Origin of the sequence: uncultured Roseobacter sp., assembly GCF_947495025.1 — a bacterium.
In the GTDB taxonomy this organism is placed as follows: domain Bacteria; phylum Pseudomonadota; class Alphaproteobacteria; order Rhodobacterales; family Rhodobacteraceae; genus Roseobacter.
On the sequence record NZ_CANLXG010000001.1, the window covers coordinates 1,137,162 to 1,158,272 of the forward strand.

General features: G+C 58.3%; 14 protein-coding genes. 5 read left to right on the forward strand and 9 right to left on the reverse strand.

Annotated features, from left to right (window positions below):
- Nucleotide 1: 1 nt before the first annotated feature.
- The 4 genes from Q0792_RS05420 to Q0792_RS05435 all read right to left on the reverse strand — a co-directional run bounded on the left by Q0792_RS05420 (nucleotide 2) and on the right by Q0792_RS05435 (nucleotide 4,280).
- The gene (locus tag Q0792_RS05420) at nucleotides 2–832 is read right to left on the reverse strand and encodes a carbohydrate ABC transporter permease (RefSeq protein WP_298837241.1); all 831 of its coding nucleotides are present in this window, start codon (nucleotides 830–832) and stop codon (nucleotides 2–4) included.
- Between the two features lie 12 nt (nucleotides 833–844).
- Nucleotides 845–1,711 (reverse strand): carbohydrate ABC transporter permease, encoded by an 867-nt coding sequence (locus Q0792_RS05425; protein WP_298837244.1) that lies wholly within the window; start codon nucleotides 1,709–1,711, stop codon nucleotides 845–847.
- A gap of 113 nt (nucleotides 1,712–1,824) precedes the next feature.
- Nucleotides 1,825–3,129, reverse strand: coding sequence for a sugar ABC transporter substrate-binding protein (locus Q0792_RS05430; protein WP_298837247.1), 1,305 nt, complete (start codon nucleotides 3,127–3,129; stop codon nucleotides 1,825–1,827).
- A gap of 116 nt (nucleotides 3,130–3,245) precedes the next feature.
- Complete coding sequence (locus Q0792_RS05435) at nucleotides 3,246–4,280, reverse strand: LacI family DNA-binding transcriptional regulator (protein WP_298837249.1); 1,035 nt, start codon at nucleotides 4,278–4,280, stop codon at nucleotides 3,246–3,248.
- A 209-nt stretch (nucleotides 4,281–4,489) separates the two neighbouring features.
- On the opposite strand from Q0792_RS05435, the gene Q0792_RS05440 reads away from it, so the two are divergent.
- The 5 genes from Q0792_RS05440 (at nucleotide 4,490) to Q0792_RS05460 (ending at nucleotide 14,260) form a co-directional block, all read left to right on the forward strand.
- Entirely contained in the window at nucleotides 4,490–5,725 is a 1,236-nt protein-coding gene (locus Q0792_RS05440) for a putative DNA modification/repair radical SAM protein (RefSeq protein WP_298837251.1), read from the forward strand.
- Nucleotides 5,725–7,176, forward strand: coding sequence for a UdgX family uracil-DNA binding protein (locus tag Q0792_RS05445; RefSeq protein ID WP_298837253.1), 1,452 nt, complete (start codon nucleotides 5,725–5,727; stop codon nucleotides 7,174–7,176). The genes Q0792_RS05440 and Q0792_RS05445 overlap by 1 nt, the downstream gene beginning before the upstream one ends.
- A 117-nt stretch (nucleotides 7,177–7,293) precedes the next feature.
- Complete coding sequence (locus Q0792_RS05450) at nucleotides 7,294–8,592, forward strand: Gfo/Idh/MocA family oxidoreductase (RefSeq protein ID WP_298837255.1); 1,299 nt, start codon at nucleotides 7,294–7,296, stop codon at nucleotides 8,590–8,592.
- A gap of 223 nt (nucleotides 8,593–8,815) precedes the next feature.
- Nucleotides 8,816–10,891 carry a methyl-accepting chemotaxis protein gene (locus tag Q0792_RS05455; protein WP_298837257.1) on the forward strand — a complete coding sequence of 692 codons (2,076 nt, stop codon included), beginning with the start codon at nucleotides 8,816–8,818 and terminating at the stop codon, nucleotides 10,889–10,891.
- Between the two features lie 399 nt (nucleotides 10,892–11,290).
- The gene (locus Q0792_RS05460) at nucleotides 11,291–14,260 is read left to right on the forward strand and encodes a response regulator (protein ID WP_298837259.1); all 2,970 of its coding nucleotides are present in this window, start codon (nucleotides 11,291–11,293) and stop codon (nucleotides 14,258–14,260) included.
- Nucleotides 14,261–14,283: 23 nt separating this feature from the next.
- On the opposite strand, the gene Q0792_RS05465 is transcribed toward Q0792_RS05460, so the two are convergent.
- The 5 genes from Q0792_RS05465 to Q0792_RS05485 are packed head-to-tail and all read right to left on the reverse strand — an operon-like array spanning nucleotide 14,284 to nucleotide 20,859.
- A complete protein-coding gene (locus Q0792_RS05465; RefSeq protein ID WP_298837262.1) occupies nucleotides 14,284–15,273 on the reverse strand; it encodes a D-2-hydroxyacid dehydrogenase in 990 nt (329 codons plus the stop codon).
- A gap of 16 nt (nucleotides 15,274–15,289) precedes the next feature.
- Complete coding sequence (locus Q0792_RS05470; RefSeq protein ID WP_298837264.1) at nucleotides 15,290–16,033, reverse strand: Asp/Glu racemase; 744 nt, start codon at nucleotides 16,031–16,033, stop codon at nucleotides 15,290–15,292.
- Entirely contained in the window at nucleotides 16,026–17,108 is a 1,083-nt protein-coding gene (locus Q0792_RS05475; RefSeq protein WP_298837267.1) for a histidinol-phosphate transaminase, read from the reverse strand. Before Q0792_RS05475 ends, Q0792_RS05470 begins: the two co-directional genes overlap by 8 nt.
- Nucleotides 17,105–18,763 (reverse strand): hydantoinase B/oxoprolinase family protein, encoded by a 1,659-nt coding sequence (locus tag Q0792_RS05480; RefSeq protein ID WP_298837270.1) that lies wholly within the window; start codon nucleotides 18,761–18,763, stop codon nucleotides 17,105–17,107. The genes Q0792_RS05475 and Q0792_RS05480 overlap by 4 nt, the downstream gene beginning before the upstream one ends.
- Nucleotides 18,760–20,859: a hydantoinase/oxoprolinase family protein gene (locus Q0792_RS05485; RefSeq protein WP_298837272.1), complete on the reverse strand. Its 2,100-nt coding sequence runs from the start codon at nucleotides 20,857–20,859 to the stop codon at nucleotides 18,760–18,762. Before Q0792_RS05485 ends, Q0792_RS05480 begins: the two co-directional genes overlap by 4 nt.
- Nucleotides 20,860–21,111: the final 252 nt, after the last annotated feature.

The following is a 21,111-nucleotide window of genomic DNA, read 5'->3' on the forward strand; positions in this document are numbered from 1 at the left end:
CCTATTTCACAGCGCCGAAAGTGAGGCCGCGCACAAGTTGTTTCTGGCTGAACCAGCCAAGGATGAGGATTGGCGCAATCGCCATTGTCGATGCCGCCGAAAGCTTGGCGTAGAACAGGCCCTCAGGGCTGGAGTAGCTGGCAATGAACGCGGTCAGCGGAGCTGCATTCACAGCCGTCAGGTTCAGTGTCCAGAAGGCTTCGTTCCAGGCCAGAATGAAGTTCAGCAGCAGGGTGGATGCGATACCCGGTATGGCCATCGGCGTGAGAACATAGAGTATCTCTTCCCTCAGGCTTGCACCGTCCATCCGCGCGGCTTCCAGAATTTCGCCCGGAATTTCACGGAAGTATGTGTACAGCATCCAGACAATGATCGGCAGATTGATCAGCATCAGGACGATCACCAGACCAAAGCGACTGTCCAGCAGGCCCAGTTTGATGAAGCCCAGGTAGATCGGATAAAGCACACCCACCGCCGGAAGCATCTTGGTGGACAGCATCCAGAGCAGGATGTCTTTTGTCCGTCTTGACGGGACGAAAGCCATCGACCAGGCCGCCGGCACCGCGATAATCAGACCCAGAACAGTGGACCCGCCCGCGATAATGACCGAGTTCCACAGGAACTTCATGTAGTTGGAGCGCTCCTGGACGACGGCGTAGTTTTCCAGCGTCCAGTCAAAGAACAGAAAGATCGGAGGATCATTGATCGCCTGTGCTTCTGTCTTGAAGCTGGTGAGAATGGTCCAGAGGATCGGGAAGAAGATCAGCAGACCAATACTCCAAGCAACGGCGGTGTTCAGGATTTTGCGGTTTGTTGTAACAGCACGTGCCATGTTCGCTCCCTCCTAGTTGTCCAGGTTCTTGCCAACGATGCGCATCAGGAAGATGGCAACAATGTTGGCCAGAATGATTGCATAAACGCCGCCTGCAGACCCCAGCCCGATGTTCTGGCTTTCCAGCACACGCTGGTAGATCAGGTACGTCAGTGTACGGGTTCCAAAGGCGCCACCGGTGGTGACGAATATTTCCGCGAAGATCGAGAGCAGGAAGATCGTCTGGATCAGGATCACAATTGTGATTGCCCGGCCGAGGTGCGGCAGCACGATATACCAGAAGCGCTTGATAAAGGGTGCACCGTCCATCTCAGCCGCTTCGAGCTGCTCTCCGTCCAGCGACTGGACCGCTGTCAGAAGGATCAGGGTCGCAAAGGGGAGCCATTGCCAGCTGACAATCATAATGATCGACTGCAGCGAAGCCTGGCTGAGCCATTCGACGGGCGTGGCTCCAAAGAACTTCCACAGTTGGGCAAACAGACCGTTCACCGGATCCATAAACATGTTTTTCCAGACCAGAGCGGATACAGTCGGCATCACAAAGAAAGGTGCGATCACGAGGATACGGACAATGCCCTGCCCCCACATTGGCTGGTCGAGCAGAAGCGCCAGAACAATCCCCAGCAGAACGGTGATGACCAGCACGCCCCCAACAATAATAAGAGTTGTCTGGATGCTGGGCCAGAAAGCGCTGGATCCGATAAATCGGGTATAATTTTCAAAACCGACCCATCCCTGATCGCCGCCGCGCAGCGGCAGATAACGGCGGAATGAGAAGTACAGTGTCGTTATAAGCGGCGCGAGCATCCATCCGAGCAGGAGGATCACAGCGGGTGCCATCATCAGGCGTGCTGCTGAGCGTGAACTCTGTGTGGCCATGACATACCTCTTTCGTTGACGGAAATACCCGCCTTAGGAGATGACTGTGCAGTTTTTTGGAAAAATGTACCAGGGGGCGGGCGCACCGCCCCCTGATATGATGGAGCCGGGCCTCAGCGGTAGCCGGCAGCTTCCATTGCGTCGTTGGTCAGGGCCTGAGCCTTGGCCAGCGCTTCGTCGATGGACTGTTGCCCAGCGTAGACTGCCGAGAATTCCTGACTGACTTCGGTGGCGATGCCCGCGAACTCAGGAATAGCGGCAAACTGGATACCTACGTAAGGTACCGGGTCAACCGTCGGGTTCTGCGGATCAGCAGACAGGATCGAGTCCAGTGTCATCTGAGCGAAAGGAACCTCGAGATAGTTCGGGTTCTCATACAGAGATGTACGCGCGCCGGGCGGTACGTTTGCCCAACCTTCGTTCTCTGCGACCAGCTCAATGTAGCCGGTGGATGTTGCCCACTCGATGAACTCTTTTGCTGCTGCTTCTTTCTGAGTACCGGCAGGAATTGCCAGCGCCCATGCCCAGAGCCAGTTGGAACGTTTGCCCAGGCCATTATCGGGTGCCAGAGCGAAACCAACACTGTCAGCTACAGTCGACTCGTTCGGGTTGGTCACAAAGGATGCCGCAACAGTCGCGTCAATCCACATGCCACACTTGCCTTGCTGGAACAGCGACAGGTTTTCGTTGAACCCGTTTGTCGCATATCCGGGAGGGCCCGATTCGTTCATCATGCCAACGTAGAATTCCAGCGTGTCTTTCCAGGGCTGCGTGTCGAACTGGGCGTTCCAGTCCTCATCAAACCAGCGTGCACCGAAGGAGTTGGACATTGCTGTAATGAAAGCACCGCCTTCGCCCCAGCCGGCCTTGCCCCGGATGCAGATACCGTTGATTTCGTTGTCACGATCGGTCATTGCCGCCGCGGCTTCACGAATGAACGTCCATGTGGGAGCTTTCGGCATTTCGAGGCCTGCTGCTTCCATAAGGTCCGTGCGATACATGACCATCGAGCTTTCGCCATAGAACGGGGCCGCATAGAGCGTGCCGTCATAGCTCAGACCACCTGCCATTGCCGGCAGAATGTCGTCGGCATTGTATTCCTCGGACAGATCGTCCAGCGGCACAAGCCAGCCATTCGCACCCCAGATCGGCGTTTCATACATGCCGATTGTCATGATGTCGAAAGCGCCGCCCTTGGTGGAGATGTCGGTTGTGACACGCTGGCGAAGAACGTTTTCTTCGAGCGTGACCCATTCGACTTCGTGGCCTGTTTTGGCTGTGAAATCGTCGGTCAGGCCCTGCATACGGATCATGTCACCGTTGTTCACCGTTGCGATTGTGAGTGTTTCTGCCTGTGCGGCACCAGCTGCGATCAACGCAATGGCACTTGCCGCACGAAGTGCGTGAGAAAAGTACATCCGATCCTCCCTGTTTTGGATGCTGTGGCGACACACTAAGTTGTGAACCGACCTCACGTCAAATTAAAAGTTTACGCGAGTAAATTTATTTTGAGGATTTCTTTTAAATCAGCCTGTTAAGCCGACATTCTTTTGACAAGGCGACCCTCGAAAAGCAGTTCCCGGCGCGGTGGAAGCTCAGAATCGCCCAGGTTGAGCAATGTCAGCAGGGTCTCAACCGCAGAGCTGGAAATGGCTGCATAGTTCTGTGCAACGGTGGTCAGAGGCGGGCAGGTAAACCGCGCGAAAGGGTGGTCATCCATACCGGCTACCCGCAGGGCGTTCTGTGGCCCACCGCCAACACGGTATCCCTTTTCATAACACGCAGCCAGGAATCCGATCGCCAGGCGGTCATTGCTGCACAGGATTGTATTGGTCTCAAACCGGCGCTTTTCGATGGCCGCCATGCCCTGACGATAGCCGATATCCTCAAAAGCCCATCCTTCGCCATCGACGCTGATCACATGCGGTTCATAACCGAGTTCCTCCATGGTCTGCAGGTAACTCTGTCGCCGCTTATTCGCGTTCGGGTTTGCAGGCGTGCGCATCTCGAAAAAACAGGGCGGCTCGCCTGAACGGCACAGGTACTCGACGATGTCACGGGCATACTGGCGGTTGTCCGCCCCCACGAAACCCCTCCCCATCCCGCTGATATTGCTGTCAAAAAGAACGGTCGGCACTTCTTCGCAAAAAGCTTCCAGCGCCGATCTGTCAGACTGTCGCCCAAGCGGCGCAATCAATACACCCGCGGGCCGGAAAGACCGGAGGTTATCCAGATTCTCAACTTCCTGTTCCGGACGCCCCTGCGAGTTCAGCAAGATCGGACGGTAGCCCGTTGCGACAATCAGGTTTTCGATATTGCGCGCGATTTCGGCAAAGAAAGGGTCCACCAGAAAAGGCACAACCAGCCCTATGCTTTTTGTCAGCTTCCGGTTCTGGTTGATTGCGTAGATGTTGGGGCGATAGTTGTGTTGCTCCAGTGCCTGCTCGATACGTGTGCGCGTCGATTTCCGGACACTGCCCGGGTCGTTGAAGTACTTGGAAACAGTCGGTCGCGAAATGCCGCTGATCGCTGCGAACTCCTCCATAGTCCGGATTTTCGGGTCGTTCATACAGGATTTGCCCCTCCGCAGCGCTGGGTAAGTTATCGCTATCACAAGCCTTGCACGTCAACATGGTAACTCAAAAATTTTACACGCGGTAAATTTTTTTCCCGCAGATTTCCGCAGCTGCGGTCTCTGTACCGGACCGCACCCGCTGTAGCACAGGCGCATCTGCTTCGCGTATTGCGCAGGCTGAAGCGTGAACATATAGTGAACAAATGGTCAGACAAACAGTTGAACAGAAACTCGCAATACTGTCGGATGCAGCTAAGTATGATGCTTCCTGTGCATCATCCGGCTCAACCCGGCGCGACTCGCGCGCAGGCAAAAGCCTTGGCTCCAACGAGGGCAGCGGGATCTGCCATGCCTATGCCCCGGACGGACGATGCATCAGCCTGCTGAAAATTCTGATGACGAATTTCTGTATTTACGACTGCAGTTACTGCATCAACAGATCGTCCTCCAACGTCACGCGTGCGCGGTTTTCGGTTGACGAAGTTGTGCGTCTGACAATTGAGTTTTACCGGCGGAACTACATCGAGGGATTGTTCCTGTCGTCCGGTATTATCCGGTCGCCGGATGCGACGATGCTCGATATGGTCAGGATTGCCCGTAAACTGCGGCATGATGAGAATTTCAGGGGGTACATCCACCTCAAGACAATTCCCGATGCGGCCCCTGAGCTGATCGAAGAGGCAGGGCTGCTGGCCGATCGTCTTTCCATAAATGTCGAACTGCCCACGGACGCCTCGGTCCGGCAATATGCTCCGGAGAAAAATCCCGAACAGATCCGGCGCGCGATGGCCGGGGTACGCCTGCGCAAGGAAATTTCCAAAGACCGGTCGCACACCGGAAAACGCCCGGCGCGTTTTGCACCGGCTGGTCAGTCGACGCAGATGATCATTGGCGCAGACAACGCCACGGACACAACTGTTCTGGGGCAGTCGACCCGTCTGTATTCAGGCTATCGGTTGAAACGCGTTTATTATTCCGCTTTTTCGCCTATTCCGGACGCGTCGGCGCGGCTGCCACTGATCAGCCCGCCACTGCAAAGAGAACATCGCCTGTATCAGGCAGACTGGCTGTTGCGCTTCTACGGCTTTGACCTCGAAGAAATTACCGGTCACAGACCGGACGGCAACCTCGACCTTGAGATTGATCCAAAACTTGCCTGGGCACTGGCCAACCGGGCTTTGTTTCCGGTCAGCGTAAACCGCGCGCCACGTGAACTGCTGCTGCGGGTGCCCGGGTTCGGCACAAAGACCGTCGGACGCATTCTGAGCACGCGCAGACACCGGAATATCCGTTATGACGACCTCATTCGCATGGGGGCTCAGATGAAAAAGGCGCGCGCCTTCATCGAAGCGGCCGGCTGGACGCCCGGCCAGCTGACAGACAGTGCCGGGCTCCGGGCGCGTTTTGCCCCGCCGCCGGAACAGCTGAGCCTCTTCTGATGATCCGCGTCTCACTGCCCCGCATCGGAACAGCCGATGCCTGGCGAAAGGCCGCCCGGGGGTTTCTGGCGACAGGCACACCGCCGCAGGAGATCAGCTGGGGGGACACTTCGGTTCAGGCCGGTCTCTTCGACATCAGCGCGGATACGCCCCAGCACACCCTGGTCACGGTGCCCAGGAGCTTTTTGTCCATGGCAAACAGCGTGGTATGGCACAGCGACCCCTCCCGGTTTGCCCGGCTTTATGCTTTTTTGTGGCGGCTGCGTGACGCGCCACATCTGATGACAGACAGAGGCGATGCTGATCTCGCGGCACTGCGTCGGATGGAAAAGAACGTCCACCGCTGCCAGCACAAGATGAAGGCGTTTGTGCGCTTTCGTGAAACCGGCGCTCCGGATGCTGACAGACGGTCCTTTGCAGCCTGGTTTGAACCTACGCATCATACCACAGAACCAACCGCGCAGTTTTTTGTCCGGCGTTTTGCAGACATGGACTGGCAGATCATCACGCCCGATGTGTCTGTATTCTTTGAAAACGGCAGACTGCGCTTTGAGGTAGACGTACCGCAACCCGACCTGCCGGACGATGCAAGCGAAGCCCTGTGGGTCACCTATTTCAGGAATATCTTTAATCCCGCGCGGCTCAAGGTTCAGGCCATGCAGTCTGAAATGCCCAAAAAATACTGGAAAAATATGCCAGAGGCGGCGGCCATCCCCGAACTGATCGCGCGCGCGCCCGACAGAGCGCGAGAGATGGCGCTGGCCGCACCTACCCTGCCGCCGGCAAGACTGGCGGCTGTTCAGGCACAGCAGGCAACGAATGTATCGGCATGGGATGGCACGCGTGACGAACTGGTCAGTGCCATCAGCACCTGCACACGCTGCGCGCTGCACAGGACTGCAACGCAGGCCGTTCCTGGCGAAGGCCCTGCTGATGCTTCACTGATGATTGTCGGCGAGCAGCCCGGCGACGAGGAAGACCTGACCGGGCGCCCGTTTGTCGGTCCTGCCGGTCGCCTTTTCGATCAGATAGCACAACAGGCCGGTCTGGACAGAAAACAGGTATTCGTCACGAACGCAGTCAAGCATTTCAAATTCCGGCCGGATGGGAAACGACGCCTGCATGAGAGACCGGACGCGGGGGAAACTGAGCACTGCAGATGGTGGTTGATGGCAGAGATCGCGCAGATCAGACCGCAGCTGATACTGGCTCTCGGCGCAACAGCGGCACGGTCGCTGACGGGAAACGGCGCTGATCTTCTCGCGCGGCGCGGGAAGGTCGAGCGAGGTCCGGACGAAACGCCCGTGCTGATCACAGTACATCCCTCATGGCTGCTGCGCCTGAGGGATGCGGGCCGCCGCAGAGAGGCATCCCTGCTGTTTTGTCAGGATCTGGAATTAGCGGTAAAGCTTTCTCAGTCGCAGGCAACACTCCGGAACAGGCAGGCCTGACCAGGGCTCTGCCGGCTGGTACGGCGGCGGGGTGCGATGGGATCTGCCGCTCACCATCTGGTCTTATATGACATCCGGTCAGATCCGTGGCACAAGGACAGACGGGAGGAGCGCAAAATGAACCTGGCAAGACTTGCGGCCGAGGCAAACGAACGCGGGCAACCGGTCAGAGCCGGACTGATCGGCGCCGGCAAATTCGGCTCAATGTTTCTCAGTCAGATCCCCACGATCCCGGGCCTCGACGTTTCTGCAATCGCAGATCTCGACCCCGACCGGGCACGCACGGCCTGCGCCGCCGTCGGCTGGTCTGACGAACACATCGGAACGACTGCGTTTCTGGAAAGTGGTACGGATCTCGCATGGCGTGATGATGTCGACGTTGTAATAGAGGCCACGGGCAACCCGCGTGCCGGAATTGCACATGCGCGGGCCGCGATCGCGGCCGGAAAACATATCGTGATGGTCAACGTTGAGGCCGATGTTCTGGCCGGTGCAGCTCTGGCCCGGGAAGCTGAAGCCGCCGGAGTGGTCTGCTCAATGGCGTACGGCGATCAGCCCGCACTGATTGCCGAGATGGTCGACTGGGCAAGAGCCACGGGTTTTTCAGTGGCGGCCGCCGGCAAAGGCACCCGGTACCTGCCAGCGTATCACACCGTCACGCCCGACGACGTCTGGACGCACTATGGTCTGACGGCCGACGAGGCAGCGCGCGCCGGGATGAATCCTCAGATGTTCAATTCCTTTCTGGATGGCACCAAAAGCGCAATTGAAATGGTCGCTGTGGCAAACGCGTGTGGACTGGAAGTGCCGCAGAACGGTCTGTCATTTCCTCCCTGCGGTGTTGATGATCTGGCTCATGTCATGCGGCCTCGTGAGCTTGGAGGCCAACTGAGCAGGCGGGGGCTGGTCGAAACAGTATCATCGCTCGAGCGGGATGGCCGACCGGTGTTCCGGGATCTGCGCTGGGGTGTCTACGTTGTGCTTGAAGCTCCCAATGATTATGCTGCGGCCTGCTTTCGCCAGTACGGTCTGCCAACGGACGACACCGGCAGGTTTGCGGCGATGTACAAACCTTTCCATCTGATCGGGCTTGAGCTGTCAGTCTCCGTGCTCAGCGCGGCCCTGCGGCGCGAAGCGACCGGCAGCACCCGGGAAATGCGTGGCACCGTTGCTTCGGTCGCCAAACGGGATCTGAAGGCCGGTGAGGTTCTGGACGGCGAAGGCGGTTATATGGTCTGGGGACGGGCGCTGCCTGCAAACTGTGCCCGCAACGCACTGCCCGTTGGTCTCGCTCACGGTATTGCGCTCGACAGAGACGTCTCGGAAGGAACCGTGCTGACATTTGATGATGTCACCCTCGGGCACGATCCTGTTGCAGATCTCTACCTGTCGCTGGTCGGTGCAGCCAGCGGCTGAAACTGCGGTTTTCCATGGCGCTCATGGCCCGAAAAACGGATCAGGGGCGGCTCTGAAACCTCTGGTCGGGACACTTTTTGCCTGGCAGCCGGTTTTCGGGGTCCGCTGCACAACAATGGAGTAAATCCAGCCCGAAACCCCTTCAGTTTACAGACCGCGTTAGCAGAAATTTAAACTGCAGTCCTTACTGCTCAGCACAAGTTTATAAGCTGGAGCGGTACATATGAATATTCTTGGCAAAATAGGTGTCGGCGGGCGAATGTGTCTGCTGGTACTGATCTCGGTTCTGGGCATTTTTGCCATGCAGAAGGTGTCGATCGATGCCTTTGACAGCACTGCTCTGAAGCAAAAGGAAGTCGAGCTGACGCATCTGACAGATCTCGCGCTTTCAATCGTGAAATCCTATCACTCTCAGGCCGAATCCGGGGCGCTCACGGTCGAGGAAGCGCAGGCCCGCGCACTGAAGGTCCTCGAGGAGCTGCGTTACGAAGGGGATAATTATTTCTGGGTAAATGACCGTGGCCCCGTCATGCTGATGCATGGTGCAAACCCGTCTCTTGCTGGTCGCGACTTCTCAGAGTTCACCGACCCGAACGGCGTGTACCTGTTCCGCGAAATGGTCGAAGGCACCCGCGATGGATCGGCCGCGACGGTCGCATATCAGTGGGCCGCACCGGGCGCTGCAGCAGGCGATCCGCCCGTAGACAAACTGTCGGTCGTGCAGCCGTTCGGCCCGTGGAACTGGATTATCGGCACAGGCGCATACCTGACACGGATTGAAGCCGCACATGCAACTCTCAATACCGAACTGAACATGATGCTGGCCATTCTGGCGCTCATAATGTCGGGTGCTGCGGCTGTCATCGCGTACACCGTCACACGCCCGATCAAGATTCTGACGTCGCGTATGTCCGGGCTGACAACGGGTGATACCGAATCCGAGTTACCTTACGGCAACGACAAAACCGTGTTCGGAGAGATTTCCCGTGCGCTTGAAACCTTCCGCGCAGGTATGATCGAGCGCAACGAAATGCAGGAAAAAGAAAAAATCCGGGCTGAGGAAGAGCGCGAGCGTGAGCGCCGTGTCGAGCAGGAACTGCGGGACAAAGAGAATGCCCGGCTTGAGGCAGAAAAAGTTGCCGCAGAAGAGAAGCAGCGGGCAGAAGAGAAACTGCGCAAGGAGCGCGAGGTGGCTCAGAAGAAAGAGCTCGAGGAGCGTGAAGTCAGAACCGGCGAACTCAATCGGGTTGTGGATGCGCTTGGAATGGGGCTGCAAAATCTTGCGGACGGAAACCTGCTGAGCGACATCACCGAACGGTTCCCCGATGAGTATGAAAAACTCCGCCAGGACTTCAACGGAGCTCTTGGATCGCTTCGCAAAGCAATCGGTGCAGTTCAGGAGAATGCAGAATCAATCCGGCTGGAAACCGGCCAGATCGCATCCTCGGCGGACGATCTTTCGCGCCGGACGGAAAAACAGGCAGCTACACTGGAAGAAACAGCCGCGGCCCTTGACGAGCTGACCAGTTCTGTCAGATCCGCCGCTGAAGGTGCTGACGACGCGGCTCGCATGTCTTCTGATGCGCGTACCAGCGCAGAAAAAGGAGGCGAAGTCGCGGATAAAGCCGTCGAAGCCATGGACAGCATCCGCAACTCATCAATGGAAATTTCCAAAATCACGCAGGTCATTGACGATATTGCCTTCCAGACCAACCTTCTGGCGCTGAATGCGGGCGTCGAGGCTGCACGGGCAGGTGAAGCCGGGCGCGGTTTCGCCGTCGTCGCCACCGAAGTACGAGCACTGGCGCAACGTTCGTCAGAAGCTGCTCAGGAAATCAGAACGCTCATTTCCAATTCCAGCGGCCAGGTGGAACAGGGCGTGCAGCTTGTTGGAGAAACCGGAACTTCCCTGAATGCTATCCTTCGGTCTGTGACGGAGATATCAGAGCGTATCACAACGATCGCGGCATCAGCCCGGGAGCAGTCTGCAGGTATCGGGGAAATCAATTCCGCAGTCAACGAACTGGACCATGTCACACAGCAGAATGCCGCTATGTTCGAGGAAACCAATGCTGCGAGCCATGCGCTGACGCAGGAAGCGGGGTCGCTGGTGCATGCTGTGGAGCGTTTCAGTATTGGTCAGGATGCCGTCCGGCGACCATCAGCTGCACCTTCTTCGAACATCCCGACGCAGAGAAGTGCACCCGCTGCGCCACCGCGTAAGCTGGCAGCAGCCGGAAGCAGGGCTGTTCCTGAACCAGCAGAATTCACAGCGGACGATGGCTGGGAAGATTTCTGACGGCGCAGAAAGCAGAATAGGAGACACATCCCCCCGGCCATACGTGCTCGGGGGGATTTTTTTGCCGAAAACCTGCTCCCTGCAGATCGTCTCTTCCGGAACCTGAACTCAGGGCGTTGAGCAAGTACCGCCTAACCCTCCACCTGCCTTAGCCGAGGGTAGTTCTGGTGTCTGAAAAAGTCCTTTCCCCGCCTGGATTTTGAAGTGATAATCCAGACAACGCGGGATGCAGATGGCTCATAAATACGTTTTCTGAAAATTCTGCTGAACATTTCTGGCGGTGACCGGGGGACAGCGCGCACGCTGACCGTCTGATGCAGTATGGTCCTACCCGCACAGCTGCAACGACGACTATGGTTACCGCGGACCCGATAACCTGAATCAGGCAAAGTGACACTTATGACAGGAATGACGGGTGAACAGGAAGAAGCTGCTCTGAAAACATGCGAAGCAGAACAGATCCGAACGCCTGACCGTATTCAGCCACATGGCTTCATGTGCATCTTTGATGAGCAGCTGTCAAAGCTTCTGCATGTTTCCGCAAACTGTACTGAATTCACCGGGTCCGCTCCGGAGGACCTGCTGGGCAGGCCTGCGTCAGACCTGATGGACGAAAAAGGTATTCACGCGCTGCGCAATGCCCTGATGCTCAGATCAAGCAGATCTCAGCGGGAATTTCTTGGTTCTCAACAGGTCACAGGTAAAAAGTTTCTGTGCGCGGTTCACAGGTCCGGTGAACTCGTCATTCTGGAAGCAACTCCTCAGCCCGCTGCGGAAAACACCGGCCAGGGGGGACTTGAAAGCCTGCGCTGGCTGATGGCCAGACAGGACAGAGAAATTCCGTTTTCCGAGGGTATTGACCGGATTGTGAAAGATCTGCGAAGCCTGATCCGCTTTGACCGAGTGATGCTGTACCGCTTCCGGCCCGACGGATCAGGCGAGGTCATCGCAGAAGACCGTACACCTGACATTCAGAGCTATCTCGGACTGCGTTTTCCGGCTCAGGATGTCCCCCGTATCGCCAGAAACATCTGTATGGAGCAACCGGTACGCCTCATTGCCGATCTGTCATCCACAGATGTCGAGCTGATTGCCATGCCAGGCGTCACCGACAGACCGGACCTTACACTTGCAGAACTGCGCGGAACCTCACCGGTTCACATAAAGTATCTGCAGAACATGGGCGTGAGGTCATCGCTGGTTCTGCCTGTCATTTTTGAAGACAACCTCTGGGGCATGTTTTCCTGTCATCACAGAAAGCCCCGGATACACAGTATCGAGGAAACCCTGAACCTGGAACTGGCGGGTCAGATACTGCAGGTGTTTGTGGGCAATATGCTCGGGCATGAACGCGAAGCACGTCTCGCTTACTACCAGACACTTACCGCAGGATTTGGAGAGCAGAAATCAACCGGTTTTGACGATCTGCTCGACCGCAGGGACTGGTCAGCTTTTGCGCCCCAGCTGTGCAAAGAGCTTCGGGTCGACGGGCTGTCACTGGGATCGGACACCAAACGTCTTGAATATGGTATCCAGCCGGACCGGCAGGCAGAGCTGCACTATGACCGCGACCTGGCGGCGACACAGGTTGCAGATGTGGAATGCAGCAGCAATCTGACGCCGGTGAACGGGGCGGCCGGTGATCAGGAAATCGCAGGCATGATGCGGATCCGTTTCTTTTCCGGCTCTGATCTGTTTCTGCGTCTTTACCGGCGCGAGGAAAACGAAACGGTAAGGTGGGCCGGCGCCCCCGACAAAACGATCGAACACACCGGGACAGAAACGCGCCTGCTGCCGCGAAGCTCCTTTGAAGAGTACCGGGAAAAGGCAAAAGGGCACAGCCGCGCCTGGGAGCCCGATGACATCATGGTTGCGGAAGTTCTGAGAACCTGTCTGGGTCGTGCGATCGAAACGCGTCGCGAGCGTCTGGACCGGGAAAACAATTTTCAGCTTGTGATACACGAGCTGAACCACCGCGTACGAAATGTTCTGTCGCTGATACAGTCCGTTATCCGTCAGACTTCGCGCCTTCCCACATCAGTGCCGGAGTATGCGCACGCACTGGAAAACCGTGTTCTGGCGGTGGCACGGGCACATGACCTGCTGACAGCTTCTGATGGCGGTGTAATTCCGGTGTCCGACGTCATCGAAAAAGAGTTCGCCGCCTTTCCGGCGCACCAGTACCGGACGGACGGCACAGATGTGTTTCTCGACAAGGATACTGCGACAGTTTTTGTCCTTGTTGTGCATGAAATGGTGACAAACGCCGCAAAGCACGGTGCGCTGAGCGTACCGCAGGGTCTGGTCACCGTCTGCTGGTTTCAGCGCGGAGACAGGTTGCATCTCAGCTGGCGCGAGACAGACGGTCCGCGGGTGGACAACGTTGCGACGGCAGGGTTCGGCCAGTTTCTCATCCAGCAGGCAATCAATGACCGGCTGGACGGACGGACCGTCATCGACAATCACCCCGACGGCGTCACGATGGATCTCGTGCTGCCGGGGGCCATTTCTGAACGCGACGTCGGAAAAAATACACTGATCCACACACCGGTCCGCGAGGCGGAACCGGCCGCCGCAAACCTTGTTCTGGATCACGTTCTGATTGTCGAGGATAACCCTTTGATCGGTGCTGAAATCAGGTTTGCGCTTATCGATGCAGGCATCCCTGTCGTCTCGTACGCGTCGCGCGTGGACAAGGCGCTGTCGGTCATTCAGGAGGCTCAGGTCAGTGTTGCCATTCTGGACGTTAACCTGGGCATTGAGACCAGCGAAGTCGTGGCACGGGAGCTGTTGCGCGCAGATATCCCGTTTGTTTTTCTGACAGGTTATGCGGAAAACTACGACTGGCTGTCAGAGTTCCGGGAGGTACCCGTCCTCACAAAACCTGTGGATTACAGTCACCTTGTATCGGTTCTCAGTCAGCGATCGTCAGACCGCCCGCCAGAGAAATCAGACACGAAACGCATTCTGCTGGTCGAAGACAACGTACCGCTTCAGCAAGAAATAGTCGAAGTGCTCGAAAAGGAAGGGCACAGAGTAACGGTCGCCACTGACGCCGATGAAGCGATCGCGCTGAGCCAGTCAGAGGCGTTTGATGGGATCATTCTGGATATGTTCCTCTCATATGATGACACCGGACAATATCGAGGCAGCCTGACGCTGATCGCGGGAGTAAAACGCATGTCGCCTGGTAAACGCAGGAACAATGTACCTGTTCCCGTGCTCGCGATTTCCGGCGGCGCTGAGGTAAAGGGCGGCTATTCTCCACTGCGCACTGCCCGCGACCTTGGTGCGGACGACTGGTTGCGCAAACCTGTCCGTGAGGCTGACCTGATCAACTGGGTCAGGAAACTGCCCCGTCGGCCCTGACGGCGACGTAGGATATCCTGTTTTCAGTACCCTTTGCCCGGGTCCACCACATTGCAAAGCGGTTTTCCTTCGACCCACCGTCTGAGGTTTTCAAGAAACATCTCAAACGATGCAGCTTCCCATCCTTCGTAAACAGACGAACAATGGGGCGACACGATCACAGACGGCATGCGCCAGAATGGATGGTCTGCCGGCAGGGGTTCTGTTGCGAAAACATCAAGTGCGGCCCCGGCAAGACGCCCGTCCATGAGCGCACGTTGAAGGGCAGCTTCATCCACAACCCCACCACGCGACACGTTCGCCAGTACCGCACCGCGCTTTACAGCGTCGAATTCCCTCTGGCCCAGCAACCCGTGCGTGGCTTTTGTAAGAGGTGTGCAGACTGCAATATAATCTGCGCGACTGAGCAGCTCCGGGAGCGCCTCCGGCGCTATGACAGCGTCCGTATTCTCCATAGGTGCCGGGCGCGCCCGGGTGCCGTAAACCTGCATTCCAAAGGCTTTGGCCCGCGCTGCGAGCGCCTGACCTGTCTGTCCCATTCCGGCAATCACAAGGACCCGGCCACGCAGTGGGCTGACGGTACGGGCCCGCCAGATCCGGTCCTGCTGGTCCCGCAGCAGACCTGGCAGATCAAGACTGAAGTGCAGGAAAGCGCCCATGATGTATTCTGACATCATGTCAGCGGCGACACCTGCAGCATTTGTTACCGTGATGCGCTCTGCATCCCATACGCCGAAATGATCCGTACCCGCACCGCCGTTTGATACCCACCGGGGTCCGTCCGCACCGAAAAGCGCCTCGCGGGGATACCCTTCCGATCCGGCGAAGCGCACCGTATAGACCACATCCGGTTTTGACTGCCTGAGTGCAACGGGCAGATCTTCATAGCTGTTGCATGTCGTGACGTCCGCATCAGGGAAAGCACGGGTCAGCGCTCTGGACAGTGGCGCGGTTTTATCGTTGTGCAAAAGAACACGAAGCGTCACGATCCCACCCTTCCCGATGTCGCGCATGCCGCGCGCCGGACACTCAACTGAGGCCCCGTGCCAGAAGCTGGCCGTATCCGTTGATCACGCCACGAAAGCCCGTTGCTTTCAGCGCTTGGTACATCATCGACTGATTTGACGTGATGACCGGTTTGCCGGTTTCAGCTTCGAGCGCCGCGATGATTTCCGTGCTTCGCATATCCGTACAGGACAGCACAATGGCCTGCGTCTGTGAAGACACTGCGCTTTTGCCCAGGGCATAAACGTCTTCTGGCGTCAGCGCGCCCTGCCCTTCGTTACTGAGTTCGCCCTGCACTTCCGCGTGACCGGTGACCCTGAAACCGCACTCCACCAGATACTGTATGGCCAGCGCATTGATACCGGGCACATAGGGCGAGGCGAAGGCGACGTCGCTGACTTCCAGCGCCCGGAGGGCTGCCACAATTGCGCCGGCGGCCGTCACGGTCTGCGCGCCACTTAGCGCTTTGATTTTGCCAGCCAGTTCCCGGTCAAACTGCGCGCCGTGCGTCAGCGTGGCCGATGTGCAGCCATAAACAACCACGTCCGGGCGTACGCCGTTCAACAGGCGCAAGGGTTCGTCCGGCACTGATGCGCCCAGTCCCTGCATCTGCTCGACACCGGGTATTTCGTGCTCGTCATACCCCCCCATCCGCGCTGTATGAACCGTCACGCCGGGTGGTGTCATCAGTGCGAAATCCGGCTCAAGGTTTGTGTTCGTAAAGGGAACCAGTATCCCTATTCTCTTTCCGCGCCGCGCGTCACCCATCTCTTTGCTCCTTCCAGCTCATGAGCGCCCCGAAAGCCCGCGCCATTTCTGCATCTGCGGCCAGCGTCCACCGCAACGCCTCCGGCAGACCAGCACCATGCTGGCGGCGCACAAACACACCTGAGCTGCGCAGGAATGCGTCAGCCTCTGCCGCGGTAATTGCATCCCCGAAGCGGACCACGAGAAAATTCGTGCATCCCGGCACAACGTCAAAGCCGGCGCCAGCCAGTTTACCTGACCACCTGTCCCGGGCGCGTGCTGTCAGGGCGCAGGTTTCGCGCATGTATGCCTGATCCGAAACGGCGGCTTCTGCAGCCGCCTGCGAGACCGCAGCAAGATTGTTCGGATTGAGAACCTTGCGTACTTCCGCGGCAACCCCCGGTGGAAACAACCCCCATCCGGCTCGATACCCCGCCAGACCATATGCTTTGGAAAATGTCCGGAGAACAACGCAGTCCCCGGCTTCTGTAAGGTTCCAGCAGCCTTTGTCCGGGCCATTGGCGAACTCGCCATAGGCCTCGTCAATTATCAGCAGAATGTCATCTCGCAGGCCCTCGCGCAGTTCGCGCAGAGCCTCTGTGGGTATCCGTGTTCCTGTCGGGTTTCCCGGGTTGGCAACGAACACGACCTGTGTGTCGTCACGTACCGCGCGCAGCAGTTCTGTGACGCACACGCCATGTGGCGCCTCTGGCGCGGTATCAAACCGGGCTCCCGCCAGCTTTGCAGCGGTGGCAAAGAACGGATAGGCGTGTGCTGGCGCGAGAACCGCGCGGCCCGGCCCTGCATACGCGCGCGCAAGTGCTGCAATCAGATCGAGTGATCCATTGCCGCAGAGTATCCCGGCCGCATCGATATCATGCAGGTCGGACAGTGCACGTCTGAGATCAGTCCAGTCCGGATCAGGATAAAGCGCCCCCGATCTCAGAACCCGCTGCGCCGCCTCGACAGCGGCCGGGCTGGGGGGCCGCACGCTCTCGTTCTGAGCCATCAGTACAGGCTTATCGGGCCCTCCGTGGTCGTTGTCAGCCAGAGCATAGGGCGCCATTGCCTCGATGTGGGGAAGCGCGCGGATCATATGTCAGCCCCGTAGATGGTGCGTGCCGCATCCGGGCTGATGAACCCCGCCGTAACATCGTCCAGGACAGCTTTTCGGGGTCGCTCGGCGGCAGGCCCGTACCCGCCTCCGCCAGGTGTTTCGAAAATCAGCGTCTCGCCACTTCCGATGCGGAATGTGCCTTTTCCGGGAAGATCCTCGTCCGGCGCATCCGGGCGGATCCGCCGGATGCGACCCGATGCGCCCGCCTGCCCGCCCCGGCGACCCGACGCAGCATTGCGCATCCGTTCTACTGACAGAAAAACCAGAAACGCGTCCTCGCCCGCGGGGCTTATTTCGATACGCTGCCCCAACCCGCCACGGCAGGTTCCTGCGCCACCGGAATCCTCTCTGAGTTCGCGTTTGTGGAAAAGGACAGGTGCTGCCGCTTCGGTGGTTTCTATCTGACTGCCCCAGACACCACTGGGGAAAGCCGTAGCCGACAGGCCGTCAAGCGCCGGTCGCGCACCTGTTCCACCGTTAAAAACAAGCTCAAGCGCGAAATGGCGCCCGGGGTCAGAGGCCGCATCCGTCGTATGGCGCAGCGGCAGGTCATACATGCAGGATGCACCTTCTGCCGGAACAGCATCGGGCAGGGCCTGCGACAGACAGCCATACACCAGGTCAGGCGTCATCTGGCCCAGCGTATGCCGCATGGCGACAGGTGAAGGGGGCTGCGCGTTCAGAATACACCCTGGCGGGGCGACAACACGAAAGGGCTCCAGTGAGCCTGCGTTATTGGGTATCTCCGGACCGATCAGGCAACGCAGGGCAAAAACAGTATAGGCCGTCGCATAGTTCAGAGGCACGTTGATCCCCTTGTCGGTGCATCCGTCAGTCCCTGCGAAATCGACGAGGATACCATCATCGCTGATCGTCAGCCCGGCGCACAGGCGAATATCCGAGGCGTATCCGTCACAGATCAGCGCGCTCTGCCACGTGCCATGCGGCAGCGCCCGGATCGCGTTCATCGTTGCTGATCTTGACGTCCCGATAATGTATTCTGACAGCGCATCGAGCGTTTCGAGATCAAATTCCGCCATCATACCCGACAACCTTGCCGCACCGGCCTCGCAGCAGGCAATCAGAGCATATATGTCACCCTCGTTGGCCACCGGTTCGCGCGAGTTGGCGCGGACAATATCCATCAGCAGCTCATTGACGCGGCCCTGGCTGACCAGCCGGCAGGGCGGGATCAGTAACCCCTCGTCATAGATATCAGACCCCTCAGGGCCCATCCCCAGTCCGCCGAGGTCAACAAGATGGGAGGTACATGATGTGAATCCCACAACCACATTGTTTCTGAAAACCGGCATCATCAGTAAAAAATCATTCAGGTGACCAGAGGCGATCCAGGGGTCGTTCGTCAGGTAGATATCGCCGGGCTTCATGTTGCTGTTGCCAAAGTGTTTCTGCAGCGTCCGGACTGCGGCCGCCATAGTGTTGATATGCCCGGGTGTTCCTGTCACGGCCTGGGCCAGCATGCGCCCACCGGCATCGAAGACACCGGCAGAAATGTCACCACATTCACGGACAATCGGACTGAAAGCGGCGCGCACCAGTGCCTGGCCCTGTTCCTCGACAATTGCCAGCAGCCGGTTCCACATGACCTGCAGCGTTGTGTCGGATGGTTTCATGTGGCGTGCTCCTCTTTCAGGGTCATCCAGATGTTACCGACATTGTCCGTTTCGGCGACAAAGTCGGCGCTCACAAAGGTCGTTGTCTGTGCTTCGGTGATCAGCGCCGGCCCGGCGATCCGGCTGCCGGGTACAAGATCGGCGCGCTGATGCACTTCCGCATCGCGAAACCGACCCGAGACATTGCACCATATCCTGCGATGGCCAGTGGCCACGCATTCCCTGCCCGCGACATGCGCAGAGGCCTGTGGTGCAGCAGACGTTTCCACAGACACCGTAAGACCCCAGTTCAGGACCTCGGTCACCATTCCCGGTACTGTCCGTCCGAACTGGCGGCTGTACTCGTCACCAAAGGCTTTCCCGAGGCGTTCTGCGTCTGCTGCGTGCAGCGCATCGTTGCCCAGATCCACCTCGATCTCATGGCCCTGCCCCCGATACCGCATATAGGCGACACGCCGCTGGTTCAGAGTGCCCTCGGGCGCTCCGGCACGCACGACGGCTACCGCTTCTTCCGCCATTTCATTGAACAGAGCATTGATCATTTCAGGCTGCAGGTCATCCAGGCGCGTGTACCGCGACCGGATGATTTCAAAGGACACAGGTGCAAAAAGAAAACCGGCAGCAGACCCGACACCGGGGTCACGCGGGATCAGAATCCGTCTCACGCCAGCGCGTCGTGCAACACGGGTTGCATGCAACGGGCCATTGCCACCGAAGGCTATCATCAGCCGTGATGCAAGGTCCTTGCCTGACTCAACGGCGTGCATCCGCCCTGCACCAGCCATCGCTTCATCAACAATTTCGCTCACAGCCGTTGCTGCAGTTTCTGCTGCGGCGGACAAAGGGCCGCCGATATGCACTTCGAGGGCCGTGGCGGAAAGCTTTGCATCAACCGTCAGCCGACCTTCGGCGAAGGAACCGGGATCGATGTAGCCCTGTACAATATCCGCATCGGTTACAGTAGGCAGCTCTCCCCCCCGGGCAAACCCCGCCGGACCGGGGTCCGCGCCAGCGCTTTCCGGCCCTACCGTGACCCTTCCGATTCCGTCGACAGCGGCGACCGAGCCTCCGCCGGCGCCGATCTCGATCATTTCGATAACAGGAATTCGCACCGGCATGCCCGATCCGCGGATAAAGCGGGCGGCCCGGGCAATCTCGAAGCGCCGGGCCATCTGCGGGCGGAAATCGTCGATCAGGCAGAGTTTCGCGGTCGTTCCTCCCATGTCGAAGGACAGGACAGCACGTTCATCCGCGCCGGCCGCAATCCGGGCGGCCAGTATTGCGCCGCCGGCAGGGCCGGATTCGACCAGTCTGACGGGCAGACGCGCCGCTGTCTCGAGCGTGGTCATCCCGCCGCCTGCCGTCATCATCAGAACCGGGCACTTCAGACCACACCGGTAAAATTCTTTCTGAAAATCAGCCAGATAACCTACCATCAGAGGGCGAACTGACGCGTTCGCAACCGTGGTGCACAGACGATCAAACTCGCGGGCCTCGGGGCTGACCTCGTGGCTAAGCGATACCGGAATATCCGGCAGCAGTTCGCCCAGCATCTGCGCCAGCTTTTGCTCATGGTCCGGATTGGCATAGGCGTGCAACAGGCAAACGGCGATGGTTTCGGCACCGGATGCGGCAATCTGGTCTGCAAGCGTCGGGACCGCCACATCGTCAAGCGGTGCCAGCTCGTGCCCTGCCGCATTTATCCGGCCACCAATCGTAAAGGCCCGGTGGCGCGCCACCAGCAGGTCCGGTTTTTCAATGTCGATGGCATACTGGCTGTACCGCCGTTCGTAGGCAATTTCCAGAATGTCACGGAAACCAGCAGTCGTTACGGTCGCGACAACTGCGCCACGTTTTTCGATCAGCGCATTTGTGGCAAGTGTTGTCCCGTGAATGAAAGCAGAAATATCCGACCAGATCGCACCGGACTGCGACAGCGCTGCCTCCGCGCCTTCGATGGCACCGGCAACGGGATCATGTGGCGTTGTCGATACTTTCGAGGACGCGCGGACGCACCCCTGCGCGTCCATCAGCACTGTGTCGGTAAATGTTCCGCCGATATCGATTGCCATGCGCAATCCGGGTTTCGATGTCATGAGATGAGCCTGAAGTCGTCAAACAGAATACTGAAGCGGTACGCCGGAGGCGCGCTGCCTGCCAGTCAGACGACCAGATCACAGCCTGTATCGCGGCGTGACATGCCGGTGCTGACCGGCACCCGGTTTTTCCGAACTGCGCTCAATCCGTAACTCCATCGTGCACTTCGAGTTAGCAGCCCCGGGACCACACCTGTCAAGCGGCAAAACTGTCTGCCGCATCTGCCTACATCGGAAAATGCATTGAAAAAT